Here is a 15,661-nt window from a genome sequence, read left to right as displayed (position 1 = left end):
AGTATCGGTAGCGTCGCAGCCGAGATAAACACCTCGTCGGCATCGTAAACGTCTTGCATCGTAAACGGTCGCTGCCTGATCTCGAGCCCCGCCTTTTCGGCAAAACCTAAAATCACCTTGCGGCGGATACCAGGCAAAATCTCGTTTGATAGCGGCTTAGTTATCAGGACGTTATCTTTTATGATAAAAGCAGACGAGCTAGTCGCCTCGGTCACAAAGCCGTTTTCGACCATAAAGCCCTCGTAGGCGCCGGCTTTTACGGCCTGTTCTTTGGCGTAGCACTGCGCCAAAAGCGAGATGGACTTGATATCGCGGCGCTTCCAGCGGATATCCTCGACGCTAACGACCTCGATACCGGTCGCGGCGTCGGGGTTTGCGACGATATCTTTTTCATAGCAAAACACGAAACAAGTCGGTTTTAAGCCTTTTATAAATTTAAAATCCCTGTCGGCGACGCCGCGAGTGATCTGCATGTAAACGCCCCCTTCTTTTAGGTTATTTCGCCAGACTACTTCCTCTAAAACGCCCCCAAAATCGCTCTTTGAAAGCGGCAAGCTTAGCTCGATCGCAGCCAGGCTTCTCTCAAATCTCTCCCAAAAATCCTCCCTATCTACGAGCCGTCCATTTAGCACAGGCACGACCTCGTAGATGCCGTCGCCAAAGATAAATCCGCGGTCAAATGCGCTAACCTTAGCCGCCGCTGCGTCTATAAACTCGCCGTTTAGATATACTATTCCGTTCATTTTTTCTCCTTAAATTTTAAGTAATTTTAGCTCAAATACTCTTAAAAAAGCGTTGCTTTAAGGCCAAATTTTAGCTTGGATTACGAAGTTTTTGCTATAATTGAGGCTAAATTTAAGGATAATCATAAATATGAAAAATAACGCGTTTAAAAATTTAATCCTAGAAAATATCTTTGTTATCTCGAAGCAACCCGTGCTGTTTCGCGATCTACTCGAAGCAAACTGCCTTTTTAACGAAGGCATGTTAGTGGATCCGGCCAAGCTAAATTTTAAATTTCGTTACGCAAGAACTTACCTGGTTTACGGGCTTTTGTGCTTCGTCGTATTTTTTATTTTACTGCTTTTGACGCACCACCTTTTTACCAAACTCGATTTTCACCTCTCGATTGTTAGCGCCGTGGCGGGCACATCGGCTGTTTTTATGGGGTTGGTATGTTTAAAATTTGGGGAGAAAAGCCGTGAGTAAAGAGCTCATAAAAAAGGCTTGGAGTGTGCATTTTCCGTATTTTAGCTACGAAAAATACTCCACAAAAGTCGAGATGATCTACAACGAAGCGGTAAAAAACGAAATCCCGCGCAAGGACTTGGAGCAATACGTCCTAGAGCGCCTAGTCGCGCAGTCTGAGGCTGGGATTTAGTTATTGCAAAATAAGCGGATCTAAAATTTGATTTTTGTATTTCATTCGCTCAAGTTTTAGGCGAAGCTCTCTGTTTTCTTCTAGCAAGACGTCGCGTTTACCGCTTAGATCGCCGATTTCGCGACTGATGTAATAAATTTGATTCGTGATGTAAATTTTAGGCAAAAACAAAGCAAGCGCGATAAAAAGCCCCAGATACGCCGTCACTAGCGTTTTATAGTCTAAATTTCGTTCCTTTTTTTGCTCACCGCCGCTAAACTCTAAAACCTCGTTTTTATCTTGCATTTTTACCTCTTGAAATTTTAAAAATCCTCATTTTCGCGCAGCTTGAGCGCGGATTTGCCTTGACTTCGGTAGCGCTTGGCGTTATTGCCTTTTTACTGACTATTTTACCTAGCGCATTACCCCCTCCGCACGTGCACCTAAGGGCCTGCGGCGGACAAATGCAGCTTTGCGCCCACTGCCTAAATTTATTTTTTACGATACGATCTTCTAGCGAATGAAAGCTGATTATCGCCACGATACACTCGTCGATCTGCGAATCCTCGATGCTTTGTAGCAAATTTTGCAGTTCACCTAGCTCGTTGTTGACTTCTATTCTGATCGCTTGAAAAGCTAACGTCGCCGCGCTAACGCTGCGCCCGTTTACGCCCTTTAGCCCGATTATTTGCGCGAGACGTTCGGCGCTTTTTATCTCGCCGCTTTGCCTGGCTTCTATGATTTTGGCGGTAAATTTGGCCGGACTAGGTAGCTCGCCGTAGTCAGCAAATATACGCTCTAGCTCTTTTGCGCTATAAAAATTTACAACCTCGTAAGCTGAAAATTTAGCCTGCGCGTCCATGCGCATATCTAAATTTTCGCTTTTTAAGCCAAACCCTCGATCGTTTTTATCTAGCTGTAACGACGAAACGCCGATATCGGCCAGGATACCGCGAATTTGACTTTGCTCTACTTTGCTCAAAATTTCTGAAAATTTACTCTTAAAAATTTGCGCTCTTTGACCGAATTTTTTAAGTCTTTCGGAGCTAAATTTGATCGCTTCTTCATCTTGATCGCAGGCTATCAAATTTACGTTTTGATTTTGCTCTAAAATCGCGCTAGAATGCCCGCCGTATCCGAGCGTACAATCGACAATCACACCGCTTCTTGTATCCGAAAAAGCTTGCAAAACTTCATCAAGTAGCACGGGAACGTGTGGGGAGTTCAAATTTAGCCTTTATTTTTTGTGTATAATAACAAAAAAAGTTTATAAAAGGTTAAAATGGACTTAAAATACTGCGCAAGCGAGATCAGTAATATCGCTCTTTCGATGTTTAGAAAAAACTTTTTCGGTGTCTTTCACGGCTCTATTTCGGCTAGAATTCAGCATGATTCTTTTTTGATAAATAAAAGGACGACGATTTTTGACAATCTTAAAGAAGGAGATCTCATAATGCTAAACTCAAAAAGGGATTATCGCTGGAACGATGCGAGCATAGACGCGGACATCCACCTAAATATATACAAAAATATAAATGAAGCCAAATATATCTGCTACGCCATGCCGCCATACCTAACGGCTTATACTTTGGGGCATTCTTTTATACGACCGAGGGATTATTTCGGCTATATCAAACATCACGAGATCCCGATCTATGATCCAAAACAGTTTGACGATTGGTATGAGCGCGCGGATACGGAAATTTATCGCTATATGTTAGAGAATAAAACTAACATAATGGTCATCAAAGGATACGGAGTATACGTGCATAGCAGGACCTCGTATCAGCTGGCAAAAGACGTTGCGATCCTTGAAAATACGTGCAAATTGCTAAGCGTAGCTCACCTCTACGAGTAGGAGCGTAACTAACGTTTTTAAAAATGTTAGTAAATTTTTTGAAATTTTATCGATAAAAAGCACGTTTTTAAGGTGATATTTACGAAATTTCAGTAAAATAATGCATAAAATTTTTATAAATTTGAAGGAACTAGATGATAACTTGGATGCAAAAGCATAGAAAATACCTCGTCGTGACGATCTGGGTGAGCACGATAGCCTTCGTCGGAGCGGGCTTCGTCGGATGGGGAGCATACGATTTAAATGCGAGCAGAGCTAGCTCGGTAGCTAAGGTCGGGCACAGAAATATAAGCATCCAAGAGTTTCAAAACAGATACGGTCAGCTTCGTGCGTACTATAGCCAGCTTTTTGATGGACAGTTAAGCGACGAAAAGGCAAGCGAGCTAGGCATCGAAAATTTAGCTTTAGAGGCGTTAGTAAACGATGCTATGCTTTTAAATTTCGCAGATGACTTAGGGCTTGGTGTAAACGACGAAGATATAGTAAAATACATCATCGCCGATCAAAACTTCCACTCAAACGGTAAATTTGACAAAGAATTCTACAAAAATACACTAAAAAGAGCTAGAACCACCGAAAGCGAATACGAAGAAAGCTTAAAAAACGTGATACTTTTAGATAAGCTAAGACATGCTCTAAATTTGCCTGCAAATGCTCAAGATATAGATATGCTAACAGCTAGCTTCTTGATGCAGGATAAAATTTCAATGCAAGTTGTGGAAGCTGGTGCCGATGAGATAAAAATAGATGAAGACGCAGTAAAAAAACTCTGGGAAGAGCACAAAAACGAATACAAAACCATGACCGAATTTAAACTTGATACCAAATTTATCCCAGCTATATCAAGCGATGCAAATACTAACGAACTAACAGAATTTTACAACGAAAATAAAAACGAATATAAAGGTAGCGACGATAAGATAAAAGAATTTGAGGCTGTCAAAGACGAGGTCCTAAAAGACTACAATCTAAAGCAAACCAAAAAAGTCGCGCTTGAAGAGTATCTAAAAATCAAAAAAGATGAAAAACAAGCGGACGTATCGATAGCTACATTTGAGGATAATGCAAGTTTGCCGATGGATGAGCTAAAGCTAGCCAAAAAGGGCGACACGTTAAAGCCGTTTGAATACGAAGACGGCTATATGATAGTAAAAGTAAAAGAGATCGTAGCGCCGAGAGTAATGACTTTTGACGAGGCGAAGGATCAAATTTTAGAACTTTACAAAGAACAAAAAACTAAAGAAATCGTAGAAGCAAAGGCAAAAGAATTGCTTGAAAAAGGATTTCAGGGTACCGATATAGGATTTGTTAGTAGAGATACTGTAAAAGCTGAAGGCGGACTAAGCGAGGGCGAGTTTAATATCTTCGTCAATCGCCTTTTTGAAAAAGGCGGCAAAAAGGGCTATGTATTGCTTGGCGACAAGGCTGTAGTTTACGAGATAGCGGAACAAAAACTAACAAACACCGAAAAAGAGAAAGAATATAAAGAGATAATAACTCAAAATGTAGGTTTCTTAAAAAATAACGAGCTTATTAGGGATTTGAGCGGTGCGCTTTCTAAGCGTTATAAAGTAGAATATTACGTTAGTAAAAAGTAAAATATTTTAAAAAGGTATTGAATTGGGTACTAAAATTTTAGGCATCGACGTAGGTTCCGTTCAAATTTGCGCAGTCATAGGGCAGCACGATGAGACAGGGCTTAAAATAATCGGAATAGGAACCGCAAAAACTCAGGGTATAAAAAAAGGCGTCATAACAAACATCGAACTAGCTTCAAAATCAATAAAAAGCGCCTTAATAGACGCTCAAAGGATAGCCGGTACTCGCTACGAAAAAGTAGTGGTGTCGATCTCTGGAGCTTACACAAAAAGCGTCGAGAGTAACGGCGTAGTCAATGTACCGACATACGAAATAGGCATAAAAGAGATCCACCGCTCAATGTCCGAGTCCGAGCGAAGGGCGCAAATCCACAGCGACTACGAGAAGCTACACATACTTCCTTATAATTTCAAAGTGGATGACCAAGAGCATATAGAAGATCCTTTGGGTATGAACGGAAGCAGACTCGAGGTACAAACCCATATCATAATGGCACAAAAATCATCTCTGAGCAATCTCAGAAAAGCGTTAAATTTGGCTGGAGTCGAGCCTGACAACATCGTACTTTCCAGCTACGCTTCAGCTATTGCCACACTAAATCAAGATGAAAAGGATTTAGGCGTAGCATTTATAGACATGGGCGGCGCCACGTGCAATATGCTGGTTCATTCTGGCAATTCGATAAGATATACAATTTCTAGGTATGGCTCGGCAAATATCACAAACGACCTTTCTGCCGCACTTCATACGCCTATTTTAAAGGCTGAGGAAATAAAGCTAAGCTACGGTTCCCTTATAAATAAAGCAAATGAACTAGTCGAAATACCTCCAATAAATGACGACGGAAAGACGCAGGAAGTATCTCTTGATGTCATCTCAAATGTTATCTATGCAAGAGCTGAAGAGACTCTCATGATACTAGCCAAGATGCTTGAAGATAGCGGATATAAAGCCTCTATAGCGGCAGGCGTGGTGCTCACAGGCGGTATGACTAAGCTTGAGGGCATCAGAGAGCTTGCATCGGTTATATTTGACAACATGCCGGTTCGTATAGCAAGGCCGAAAGAAATGGAAGGTCTTTACGAAATTTTAAGAGATCCGGCAAATTCTTGCGCGATCGGACTTTGTATGTACGGCGCAGGCTACTTTACGCCTTACGAGATCGACTCTGAAAAGAAAATGCGCTTTAAAGACGAAGCGATTTTAAGAAATAAAAATTTAAAAAATATAGTAGACGATTCAAAATCCAAAAATAAAGATGATGCCAAAAAGTCCGACGAAAACGGAGAGAAAATTTTTAACGGAACGGTTTTAGACGACAACTATATAGATGATTTAAGAATAGACGACGAAAGAACTTTACAGGACGAACTAAACGAAGATGAGAGCAAAAAAGAGAAAAAACCAAACGTATTTTCTCAAATTTGGAACAAACTAACACAACTATTTTAAAAGGAGACTGAGTTAAGATGGGTAACTTTATGGTAGAAGAGAAAAAACCTTCATACGGTGCTAAGATCAAAGTAGTAGGCGTAGGCGGCGGCGGCGGCAATATGATAAATCATATCATAAGAGAAAAAGGTGGCGAGATGGACATCGAGCTAATAGTCGCCAACACTGACGTAAAGGCGCTTGATAGCTCTTTGGCCTTTACAAAGCTTCAGCTCGGAGAAAAGATCACAAAAGGCCTTGGTGCAGGCATGAATCCAGATATAGGAAGCAAGGCTGCCCAAGAAAGCTACGAGGAGATCAAAACTGCTCTTGAGTATTCAGATATCGTATTTGTAGCTTCTGGTCTTGGCGGCGGTACAGGTACGGGCGCAGCTCCTATCGTAGCACAAGCTGCGAAAGAGATAGGCGCTCTAACTATAGCAGTCGTAACTATGCCGTTTGATTTCGAGGGCAAAAAGCGCTACAACCTGGCTCTAAAAGGTCTTGACGAGCTCAAAAAAGAGTCTGACTCAATAGTAGTGATACCAAACCAAAGACTCAAAGCACTTATAGATAAAAAAGCAGGCATCAAAGAAAGTTTTAAAATAGTTGATAATGTTTTAGCTCGTGCTGTTAGTGGCATGTGTACCATCGTACTTGACTCGGGAAATAGCGATATAAACTCTGACTTTGCAGATGTCAAAAAAGTAATGGAGCATCGCGGTATGGCGCTACTTGGCATAGGCGAATCAGAGGGCGAAGGCGCAGCGCAAGAAGCCATCAAAAATGCAATCCAGTCTCCGCTTCTAAGCGACATCACGATAAACGGTGCCGTCGGCGTTCTAGTTCACTTTAAATACCATCCGGATTCTCCTTTCAGCGATATCGAAGAGGCAATGTGCTTGATACAAAATTCAGTCGACGACGATGCCGATATCATATGGGGCACCACAAGCGACGAAAGCTTTGAAAATAACAAAGTTCAAGTTACTATCATCGCAACCGGCTTTCAAGGCAGAGAGGATGAAAACCCTACTGTAGCCGCTCCTGCTCCTGCTACGATAAATTCTAAGAACTCGTTTCTAGATCAAAGAATAAGCAGACTAAAAGTTAGCGGTGGATACAACAGTGAGGAAGCATCGATAGTTCTTGAAACACCATCTTACATCAGAAACCAAATGGATTAATAAAAGGATTGGGCTTCCAATCCTTTTTAAATTTGACTGTATTGGTTTTTTAATATCTACAAGACTGTAGAAATTTACCAAGATTGCTACTAAATTTTAATAACAATCAAAATTCAAATAGACGTAGGGCAAATTTATATCAAAAAAGCATCACTCCAAAGTTCATATTGTACTTAACTATAAAACCGCTTGATATCGATATGCCGTAAAAGCAATAAATTTTAGAGAGTACTTAGTAAGATTTTTATACTCAAATCGAATAGTACTGGTATCGCATAGTCTTTCGGTGCACCATATGTGGCGCATCTGGCGAAACTCCATCCGACCTGGCGGCTTGATGGCGGCAAGGCAGGCTATAAGCTCGGCGGGGTCTTGGATGAGCCGGGCGGCGATGCGCAAAACCCGCTATTTCATCTCATCACGCTTGACCCACTACCTCGCGACTTACCCGTACGATCGCTGCCGCGCCTAATCCTCGCCGCTCACGTTAGAGAGGTAAACGAAGGCGAGATAGTCTTTTACGAGCACGACGCGCAGGGTATGCCGCGGCGTATCGGCGAAAGGACGCAAGTCGAATACGTGCAGGACGAGCCGATAAAAGAGTGCGAAGTAACACTTGCGCCCACGCCGGCGCGCTGGGCGGCTCAGGACTGGGGGATGTCAAACAGCAGGCAAAATCTATCTCGCATAGGCGGCGAGCCGTCGTGGATACAGGATGCCTTGGTGCCGACGTGTCCGATATGCGGTGAGAAAATGGAGTTTTTGATGCAGCTAGATAGCGGGCTTCCTAGCGGCGAGGACGGGGAACTACTTCTTGGCAGCGGCTGGATTTTGTATGTGTTTTGGTGCGATAGGACGCGGGTAAGCGGGTTTTTTATGCAGTGTACGTGAGTAATTTTGCTTTTTATAAATTAACCAATAAATTTGAGCGCATTTGCGTATAACCAAAAATCAGCTAAATATGTTGCTACAAATCCAATCATTTCGTGTTTGTGCAAGATGAGATTTTTAGACAAAGCTAAGTCGGTTAAATTTTACTGATTTTTATGAGAAATCGGATATATAAATTAGAAATTAATAGCAAAAGAGATAAAAATAGCCGGCAAGAGCTAGCAAATTTTCGGCCATTACTTACTGCCAAGGCTAAATTTGCCTTGCCGATCTAATTGCAATTAAATCAAGCGTATTCTTTCGTTCGCTTTAAATCGGTGATTAGTAAAGGATTATCCTCACGCATCATGTTTATAAGTCTCTCTACGCACTGAGTAGTCGGGTCCTCGCGCAGCCAGCCTAGCTCGCGCTTTGTGATACCGACCATCTGGAGGAACTCGACTCTGCCGTTTGGCGTATCTATGCCGCCCAGTATCGGGTCTGGCGCGAAGGCGACGCCTGCGAGTTTCGTGTCCGTGTTAAGGCGCAGGGGAGAATTGGTCGGTATAAAATGATAAGCCTCGAACCATTTTTGTTTTTATGGACGTATTTAGCGAGATTTTGCATGAGGGATATCGCCCAAAAAGGCTCGTTTGGGACTACCTTGCTGCCAAAGGACTCTGAGTTAGGATCGTCCGCAAACGGCGCGATATGTATACTAAACTCAAAGCCCCAACCGCTAAATTCCCCGTGCGCGCTTTGCGGATCGTAGTAAAGCTCGCTCATGCCAAAGCTTACGAAATGACGGTGCGGAGCGCCTTTGATGGAGTCAAATATACTAACGCCCTCTAGATAATCCTCGCCGCCCAAGCTCGCATGCAGCCGCGACGGGTAGTGGCGTTCGTTTGCGGGATCGTAGATATTTTCTAGTGCGCGTGCTATCGGAGTCCCAGCCGGGCGCGTCGTCCTCGCTAAATTTAGCCTCGTACTCTTGCGTCGTCATTTTTATGCCTTTTAGCGAGTTGCGTTAAGCGCGGGTACTATAATATAAAATTTGCAAATTTAAGGGAATGGGGATAAATTTAAAAAGCTAAAATTTACGCCCGATATTTAGGCGTAAATTTCATCCACGATAGTATCTACGAAATCGTGCGGGTCAAATTTGACTAGATCGTTCATCGTCTCGCCGGTGCCGATGTAGAGTATCGGTAGCTCCAGCTCGCGCGCGACGCCAAAAAGCGCTCCGCCCTTTGGCGTACCGTCAAGCTTGGTGATGATGACGCCGTCAAGGCTCACGATGTCGTTAAAGGCCTTTACCTGCGCTAGACCGGCGTTGCCCTGAGTGCCGTCTAGGATAAGGATCTTGCGGTGCGGCGCGCCTGCGTAGGCTCTGTCTGCGATGCGGACGATCTTGCTTAGCTCGTTGGCTAAATTTGTTTGATTTTGCAGGCGACCGGCGGTGTCGAGGATGACGTTGTCGAGATTTTTAGCGACGGCCGAGCTGATCGTGTCAAAGGCGACCGCAGACGGATCGTGGCCCTGCTGTGTAGCGACGATAGGCACGTCGGCTCGCTGAGCCCACTGACGTAGCTGCTCGATAGCTCCTGCTCTAAACGTATCGCAAGCGCCCAAAATAACGCTTTTGCCTTCGTTTTTATATAAAATCGCAAGCTTTGCGATCGTGGTCGTCTTGCCCGCTCCGTTTACGCCCAAAATAAGCTCTACAAAAGGCCTTCCGCTTTTTGCTTCGCGCTCGTTTTCGTATATGAAATAGGTATTTAAAAGCCGCTTTAGGTCGTCTTTTTTAACCTCGTTTTGCGGCGGCAGGTAGTAGAGGACCTCCTCGACTATTTCATAGGCGATGTCGGCTTCGAGCAGGATCTCTTCTAAAATTTCCTTTGAGATTTTTTTGTCGGCCGGTTTTGACGAGCGGATCGCCGCTAGCGTCTTATCAAGCCCCTTTTTTAAAAAGCCAAGCATTAGTTTATTACCTTATTTATATCGCTTTCTAGCATCTCTTCCGGCACGAGCCCGACGTAGTGCGTGGCGTATTCGCCGTTTGGCTTATAAAGCACCATGTACGGGATGCCTACGACGCCGCCTAGAGCTTTTGCGAAGAGGAAGTTGTTTTCGCCGTAGCTAATGCCGAAATTTATTTTAAATTTCTTCATAAACGCGTCTATTTCGTCTTTTGACTTATCTTCCATAAGTACGCTTACGATTTTTAGCTTGCCTTTAAATTTATCGCTTAGGTTGTTTAGGTGCGGGATTTCTGCTTTGCACGGCGGACACCAAGTGGCAAAAAAGTTAAACAAAATTGCCTCGTCGTTACCCTCGACTTTAAAGCCTTTGTCGAATTTTTGCAGCGTCATCTTGCTCTCGTCCATTAGCGTTAGTTCAAACGGCGCCTCTAGGCTCGCGCTTTGGTTTTGGCTCGGAGCGGAAGAAGTCGGCGCGGCGTCGCCCGTCTTGGTCTGATTTACGTCGCTTTTGTTTTCATCGCCGCAGCCGCTCAAAAGTAGCGCCAAAAATGGTATAATCAAAAGGTTTATTTTCATTTAATAATTCCTGTCTAAGATTGATTTTAGGCTTGAATTATACATAAAATTTATGAAACGAGCGTTAAATTTGATAAAAGAAGAGTTTAGGCGTGACGCGAAACGGATTTTGAAAAAAGAGGTTCAAATTTCGGCGCGGGCAAAACACTATAAGATGTTTAAGCCGCTTTTAAATTTGCTAACCGAGCTTAAAGCGAAACGGATTTTGATATTTAATCCACTTTCGTATGAGCCAAATTTCTACATTTTGAGGCGCGAACTAGCCAAAAAGTATGAGATTTTCGTTCCGTTTATGCTTGGTATTAGTTTAGAAATGGTAAAATCCAGGCTACCGCTTGTATCTCGGACGAAATTTGGCGTAAAAGAGCCGCTAAGTACCAAGATATTTAAAAAGCGTATAGACATGGCTATAGTTCCGACTCTCGGGGTGGACGGAAATATGGCGCGAATAGGTCACGGTAAAGGTTTTTACGATAGATTTTTTGCAAATTTGCCTTACCGACCTACCTTGATATTCGTTGAAATTTTAGATAATTTTACTAATGAAATCATATCTGAAGATCACGACGTTGTTTGTGATTTTTACCTGACCCCGAGCAAAATTTACGTAAAAAGAGGAATCTATGATAGAGATTTTAATCGGCTTAGGAGCAGGTGCGGTGGGCGTTGGTGCAGGATATCTCATCGCTAAAAAAATCAACGACGCTAACTACAATATATTTTTAGAGCAGGCTAAAGCAAAGGCTAAAGCGATAGAATTTGAGGCCGAGCGCACGCTAAAAGACGCTAAAATCCAAGTCCAAGAGGCTGAATTTGAAGCCAAGAAAAAATACGACGACAAAACCGTAAAACTACAAAAAGAGTACACTCAAAAATTCGAAGAAATTGGTAAAAAAGAGCAAACTCTGCTAAACGAGCAAGAAATTTTAAATGAAAGCAAGGCTGAACTAGAAAAATCCCGAAATGAAGCAAAAAGCGTCTACGAAGAGGGTCTTGGGCTAAAGGCAAGCTACCAAGCTAAGCTACAAGAGGCGTTAAAAGTACTAGAACACGCTGCCGGTCTCACGCAAGAAGAGGCGCGCGAAGAGGTGCTAAAAAAAGTAGAAGAAAAAAGCCGCGCCGAGATCGCTCACATCGTGCGAAAACACGAAGAGGAGGCCAAACGCGAGGCTAAAAAGCGCGTGAATTATATTTTGGCGCAGGCTACGTCGAGGTTTGCTGGGGAATTTGCCGCTGAGCGCCTGATAAACGTCGTAGATATCAAGAACGATGAGCTAAAAGGACGCATAATCGGCAAAGAGGGGCGCAATATCAAGACTCTAGAAATGGTTCTTGGCGTAGATATCATCATCGACGATATGCCTCACGCTATCACGTTAAGCAGCTTTAACCTCTACCGAAGAGCGATTGCTACGCGCGTGATAGAGCTTTTGGTGCAAGACGGCCGCATACAGCCAGCAAGGATAGAGGATCTACACAAAAAAGTGTGCGAAGAATTTGAAGCCTCGATCCTAGAGGAGGGCGAAAATATCGTCATCGACCTAGGCCTTAGCAAAATTCATCCCGAGATAATGAAACTAATCGGCAAGCTAAAATTTAGAGCCAGCTACGGACAAAATGCCCTAGCGCACAGCCTCGAGGTAGCCCATCTAGCCGGCATCATCGCAGCTGAAACTGGCGGAGATGAAAAGCTAGCCAAAAGAGCGGGTCTGCTGCACGACATCGGTAAGGCTTTGACGCACGAATTTGAAGGCAGTCACGTCGATCTAGGCGCTGAAATTTGTAAACGCTACAAAGAACATCCTGTCGTCATAAATGCTATCTATGCCCACCACGGACACGAGGAGGCCACTAGCGTAGAAAGCGCCGCCGTTTGCGCTGCGGACGCTCTAAGCGCAGCTCGCCCTGGAGCGCGTAGAGAGGTGCTCGAGAGCTTCCTAAAACGCGTCGAAGAGATAGAAAACATCGCAAAAAGCAAAGAGGGTATCAAGCAAGCCTACGCGATAAACGCGGGCCGCGAGATCCGCGTTATCGCAAACGCCAAGCTTATAAACGACGACGAAGCAGTGCTCGTAGCCAAAGAGATCGCCGCCGAGATCGAGAGCAAGGTGCAGTATCCGGGCGAGATCAAGGTAAACGTGATCCGAGAAACTAGAGCCATAGAAATGGCGAAATAGGTCAAATTTAGGTAGAAAATGAGAAAAATTTTACTAGCGATTTTTTGCGTTTTAGCGCTCGTGGCAAACGACGAACTCGTGCTAAACGCGTCAAATTCTTTTACGACGACGATGCGTAAAAACTCGGACGCACCGGTTAAGGCTTTGCTCCAAAATGCAAAAGCGGTCGTCGTTTTTCCAAGTATCACCAAGGTGGGCTTTGTACTGGGCGGTATGCGCGGCAAGGGCGTGATGCTCGTGGGAAATCCGTATGCGCCAAGTGAAATGATGGTCGTGGACATTAGCGGCGGCAGTATCGGGCTGCAGGTTGGTTACGAAAATAGTTCGCTAGTGCTTTTTATCCTAAAAGATAGCCTCGTAGCCGATATAAAAGACGCTAAAATCACGATAAACGCCGACGCGTCGTTTGCATTTGCTGATACGGGTAAATTTTACGGAAAAGTGAGCGATTTTAGCTTTACGAGCGATATCTACGCATATACGGACAACGACGGGTTTTTTGCGGGGGCGAGCTTTGGCGGAGCGGTGCTAGCTAAAACTAACGACGCGCCTCTAAGGATGGATAGCTATGGATATAACGCGCTAATGGGCGCTATCTCAAAATACTAAAGGCCAAATTTGCAAGAGATGCTAACCTCGCTATCGACCTACGGGTACGTGATAGTGTTTTTATATTCGCTTGGAGGAGGCATGGTTGCTATCATCGCAGCTGGCGTGCTAGCTCATCTAGGCAAGATGGACATAACCGTGAGTATCGTACTGGCGGCGGTCGCTAACGCTATCGGCGATACGCTGCTTTTTTACGTCAGCAGGTATAACCGCGCTGCCGTGATGCCGTATCTGGCTAGACATAAACGCAAGCTTGCCTTCTCTCAAATTTTATTCAAGCAGCACGGAAATAAAATAATATTTTTCAAAAAATTTATCTACGGACTAAAGACTCTTATCCCGCTTGCTATCGGGCTTACGAAGTATTCGTTTGCTAAATTTAGCGTCATAAACGTTGTTAGCGCGGTAGCTTGGGCGATTTTGCTCGGGCTAGGCAGCTTTTGGGCGGGCGAGGCGTTTGAGCGGGCGTGGGATTTTATGGGCGAAAACGGCTGGCTGATGCCGGTTGCGATGCTTTCGCTACTGACTCTCATCTGGGTATATCTACAACAAGCAACAAAAAAGAAAGGAAGGTCGGAATGAAAAAGTTACTCATTGTATTGGTGATTATAGCCGGCGTGGTTTTTGGCGGGCTAAAATTTAACGCAAACAAGGTGGAGGAAAAATATAACGAGGCTTTGAATCTAATCAAAGCAAACGGTATGGAGGTCAAAAATAGCGTATTTGAGGGCGGTCTGCTAAAGTCGCACGCAAACTATGACGTAGTTTTGTCTAAAGGTTACATAAACGAGATCATTTCTCTTGGCGAAGAGTACGGCGCGCCCGAGGATCTGGCGATAAAAATCGACATGAATATATCGCACGGCTTTGACAGTTTGCTAGGTAAATTTGAGGTTGCGGGCGATGCCGAGTTTTTAAACGATCCGTATAAAAATTTCATTAAAGAGATATTTGATACGACAAGACCTATCAAATTTCACGCCGACGGCGCTTCGGGCGGAGATAAAAAATTTGTCTTTGAACTAGTCGGAGTGCAAAAAGAACAAGATGGCAATAAGCTAAATCTCGCTAAATCGTTTTTAAATTTTGATTTAAACGGCGAAAAGAAAATAACCGGAGCCACTTTTGTAAACGACTTTATCGATTTTGCTAGCAAACAAGGCGTCGCTATAAAGATAAAAAATATCGACTATGACGTGAAGTACGAAACTCCGATCGAGCCAAAAATGATCTCTAAAGCGCTCGTAAATAGCACTTATAAATTTGAGCTTGGTGGCATAGACGTGATTTCGGGTGCCGAGGCTCTGCAAATCGGAAAGATAACGAGCAACTCCAAGCTAACCGTGCTAAGCGATACTCTAACGCAGGATGATACGAGCACGATAGAGAAGATAAAATATGGAAAATATGAATTTAAAGACTTTTTGATCAAAACGAAATTTGCAAATTTAGATAAAGGTGCGTTTGAGGATATTATTAACGCCAAGGGAGAGCCTGAGGCTCAGCTTGCGGCTATAATGCAAGCGCTTGATAAATTTATAAAAAGAGCGCCAAAGCTTACCTTTGAAAATTTTAATTTTAAAAATGCGGCCGGCAAGAGTTATATCTCAAATTTTGAGATTTCTATCGACCCGGACGGGATAGATACTCAAAATCTGCTCGAAAATATCCCGACTGCTATAAATTTTAGCGGCAAAATCGAGCTTGATACGACGCCGGGAGAGTTTATATTCGGTAGCGGCGAGGAAAAAGAGGGGATAAATGCCATGCTCGTAAACGGCGGACTATTTAAAGAAAACGGCGGCAAATACGTAACTATCTTTAAGTATAATAAAAGAACGCAGGATTTGATCTTTAACGAAAATTTATCTCTAAAATCTCTTTTTCAATAAAATTTAGCATGCTTAGACAAATTTTATGTTTGTTTAAGCATGTTTTCTATATACTTCACTTTCCGCTTCACAGAAAGCGAGTTTTTTAATTTAACACTGTTAAACTAATTAGTCAATCTT

The 15,661-nt window shown here is 43.5% G+C and carries 16 protein-coding genes and 2 pseudogenes; 11 read left to right on the top strand and 7 right to left on the bottom strand.

All coding sequences use genetic code 11. The annotated features are described in order from the left end of the window. Nucleotides 1-743 (bottom strand): aminotransferase class IV (locus H740_RS10930; protein WP_002953842.1); only part of this gene is annotated, 743 nt, incomplete at its 3' end. A gap of 130 nt (nucleotides 744-873) precedes the next feature. Between H740_RS10930 and H740_RS10925 the strand changes: the two are divergent. After that, a pseudogene (locus H740_RS10925) lies at nucleotides 874-1,381 on the top strand (hypothetical protein). Here the strand turns inward: H740_RS10925 and H740_RS10920 are convergent. Beyond that, the gene (locus H740_RS10920) at nucleotides 1,382-1,666 is read right to left on the bottom strand and encodes a hypothetical protein (RefSeq protein WP_002953841.1); all 285 of its coding nucleotides are present in this window, start codon (nucleotides 1,664-1,666) and stop codon (nucleotides 1,382-1,384) included. Further along, a complete protein-coding gene (rsmH, locus tag H740_RS10915) occupies nucleotides 1,656-2,588 on the bottom strand; it encodes a 16S rRNA (cytosine(1402)-N(4))-methyltransferase RsmH (RefSeq protein ID WP_002953840.1) in 933 nt (310 codons plus the stop codon). Before rsmH ends, H740_RS10920 begins: the two co-directional genes overlap by 11 nt. A 54-nt stretch (nucleotides 2,589-2,642) precedes the next feature. Between rsmH and H740_RS10910 the strand changes: the two genes are divergently transcribed. The 5 genes from H740_RS10910 to H740_RS10890 all read left to right on the top strand — a co-directional run bounded on the left by H740_RS10910 (nucleotide 2,643) and on the right by H740_RS10890 (nucleotide 8,326). Next, complete coding sequence (locus tag H740_RS10910) at nucleotides 2,643-3,218, top strand: class II aldolase and adducin N-terminal domain-containing protein (RefSeq protein WP_002953838.1); 576 nt, start codon at nucleotides 2,643-2,645, stop codon at nucleotides 3,216-3,218. A gap of 134 nt (nucleotides 3,219-3,352) precedes the next feature. Then, nucleotides 3,353-4,816, top strand: a complete 1,464-nt coding sequence (locus tag H740_RS10905; RefSeq protein WP_002953837.1) for a peptidylprolyl isomerase — start codon at nucleotides 3,353-3,355, stop codon at nucleotides 4,814-4,816. 22 nt (nucleotides 4,817-4,838) lie between these two features. Then, nucleotides 4,839-6,269, top strand: a complete 1,431-nt coding sequence (ftsA, locus tag H740_RS10900) for a cell division protein FtsA (protein ID WP_002953836.1) — start codon at nucleotides 4,839-4,841, stop codon at nucleotides 6,267-6,269. Nucleotides 6,270-6,286: 17 nt separating this feature from the next. Next, nucleotides 6,287-7,435 carry a cell division protein FtsZ gene (ftsZ, locus tag H740_RS10895; protein ID WP_002953835.1) on the top strand — a complete coding sequence of 383 codons (1,149 nt, stop codon included), beginning with the start codon at nucleotides 6,287-6,289 and terminating at the stop codon, nucleotides 7,433-7,435. 297 nt (nucleotides 7,436-7,732) lie between these two features. Further along, nucleotides 7,733-8,326: a hypothetical protein gene (locus tag H740_RS10890; protein WP_156318424.1), complete on the top strand. Its 594-nt coding sequence runs from the start codon at nucleotides 7,733-7,735 to the stop codon at nucleotides 8,324-8,326. 286 nt (nucleotides 8,327-8,612) lie between these two features. On the opposite strand, the pseudogene H740_RS10885 reads toward H740_RS10890, so the two are convergent. From H740_RS10885 to H740_RS10875, 4 genes and pseudogenes are all read right to left on the bottom strand, one after another. After that, nucleotides 8,613-9,175, bottom strand: a pseudogene (locus tag H740_RS10885) (suppressor of fused domain protein). Next, nucleotides 9,144-9,308 (bottom strand): hypothetical protein, encoded by a 165-nt coding sequence (locus H740_RS12310; RefSeq protein ID WP_231679360.1) that lies wholly within the window; start codon nucleotides 9,306-9,308, stop codon nucleotides 9,144-9,146. Before H740_RS12310 ends, H740_RS10885 begins: the two are co-directional and overlap by 32 nt. Before the next feature lie 107 nt (nucleotides 9,309-9,415). Next, entirely contained in the window at nucleotides 9,416-10,285 is an 870-nt protein-coding gene (gene ftsY / locus H740_RS10880; protein WP_002953831.1) for a signal recognition particle-docking protein FtsY, read from the bottom strand. Beyond that, nucleotides 10,285-10,863, bottom strand: a complete 579-nt coding sequence (locus H740_RS10875) for a TlpA family protein disulfide reductase (protein ID WP_002953829.1) — start codon at nucleotides 10,861-10,863, stop codon at nucleotides 10,285-10,287. Before H740_RS10875 ends, ftsY begins: the two co-directional genes overlap by 1 nt. A 52-nt stretch (nucleotides 10,864-10,915) precedes the next feature. On the opposite strand from H740_RS10875, the gene H740_RS10870 reads away from it, so the two are divergent. From H740_RS10870 to H740_RS10850, 5 genes are read left to right on the top strand one after another with little or no spacing between them, the layout of a single operon-like run. Further along, nucleotides 10,916-11,554 (top strand): 5-formyltetrahydrofolate cyclo-ligase, encoded by a 639-nt coding sequence (locus tag H740_RS10870; protein ID WP_002953827.1) that lies wholly within the window; start codon nucleotides 10,916-10,918, stop codon nucleotides 11,552-11,554. After that, nucleotides 11,487-13,040 carry a ribonuclease Y gene (rny, locus tag H740_RS10865; RefSeq protein WP_002953825.1) on the top strand — a complete coding sequence of 518 codons (1,554 nt, stop codon included), beginning with the start codon at nucleotides 11,487-11,489 and terminating at the stop codon, nucleotides 13,038-13,040. Before H740_RS10870 ends, rny begins: the two co-directional genes overlap by 68 nt. A gap of 18 nt (nucleotides 13,041-13,058) precedes the next feature. Then, on the top strand, nucleotides 13,059-13,649 hold the full coding sequence (locus tag H740_RS10860; RefSeq protein WP_002953822.1) for a lipid-binding SYLF domain-containing protein: 591 nt from the start codon (nucleotides 13,059-13,061) through the stop codon (nucleotides 13,647-13,649). Nucleotides 13,650-13,658: 9 nt separating this feature from the next. Next, entirely contained in the window at nucleotides 13,659-14,231 is a 573-nt protein-coding gene (locus H740_RS10855; RefSeq protein WP_002953821.1) for a DedA family protein, read from the top strand. Next, nucleotides 14,228-15,541, top strand: a complete 1,314-nt coding sequence (locus H740_RS10850; protein ID WP_002953820.1) for a DUF945 family protein — start codon at nucleotides 14,228-14,230, stop codon at nucleotides 15,539-15,541. The genes H740_RS10855 and H740_RS10850 overlap by 4 nt, the downstream gene beginning before the upstream one ends. The last annotated feature ends 120 nt before the right edge of the window (nucleotides 15,542-15,661 follow it).

This window comes from Campylobacter showae CC57C (assembly GCF_000344295.2).
Taxonomy (GTDB): domain Bacteria; phylum Campylobacterota; class Campylobacteria; order Campylobacterales; family Campylobacteraceae; genus Campylobacter_A; species Campylobacter_A showae_B.
Note: the sequence above shows the minus strand (reverse complement) of the source record. Positions and strands in the feature narration are given on the sequence as shown.

Coding starts and splice junctions, on each gene's coding strand:
- H740_RS10920 (WP_002953841.1), bottom strand. CDS start 1,666: ATGCAAGATAAAAACGAGGTTTTAGAGTTTAGCGGCGGTGAGCAAAAA.
- H740_RS10910 (WP_002953838.1), top strand. CDS start 2,643: ATGGACTTAAAATACTGCGCAAGCGAGATCAGTAATATCGCTCTTTCG.
- H740_RS10905 (WP_002953837.1), top strand. CDS start 3,353: ATGATAACTTGGATGCAAAAGCATAGAAAATACCTCGTCGTGACGATC.
- ftsZ (WP_002953835.1), top strand. CDS start 6,287: ATGGGTAACTTTATGGTAGAAGAGAAAAAACCTTCATACGGTGCTAAG.
- H740_RS12310 (WP_231679360.1), bottom strand. CDS start 9,308: ATGACGACGCAAGAGTACGAGGCTAAATTTAGCGAGGACGACGCGCCC.
- ftsY (WP_002953831.1), bottom strand. CDS start 10,285: ATGCTTGGCTTTTTAAAAAAGGGGCTTGATAAGACGCTAGCGGCGATC.
- H740_RS10875 (WP_002953829.1), bottom strand. CDS start 10,863: ATGAAAATAAACCTTTTGATTATACCATTTTTGGCGCTACTTTTGAGC.
- H740_RS10870 (WP_002953827.1), top strand. CDS start 10,916: ATGAAACGAGCGTTAAATTTGATAAAAGAAGAGTTTAGGCGTGACGCG.
- rny (WP_002953825.1), top strand. CDS start 11,487: ATGATAGAGATTTTAATCGGCTTAGGAGCAGGTGCGGTGGGCGTTGGT.
- H740_RS10860 (WP_002953822.1), top strand. CDS start 13,059: ATGAGAAAAATTTTACTAGCGATTTTTTGCGTTTTAGCGCTCGTGGCA.
- H740_RS10850 (WP_002953820.1), top strand. CDS start 14,228: ATGAAAAAGTTACTCATTGTATTGGTGATTATAGCCGGCGTGGTTTTT.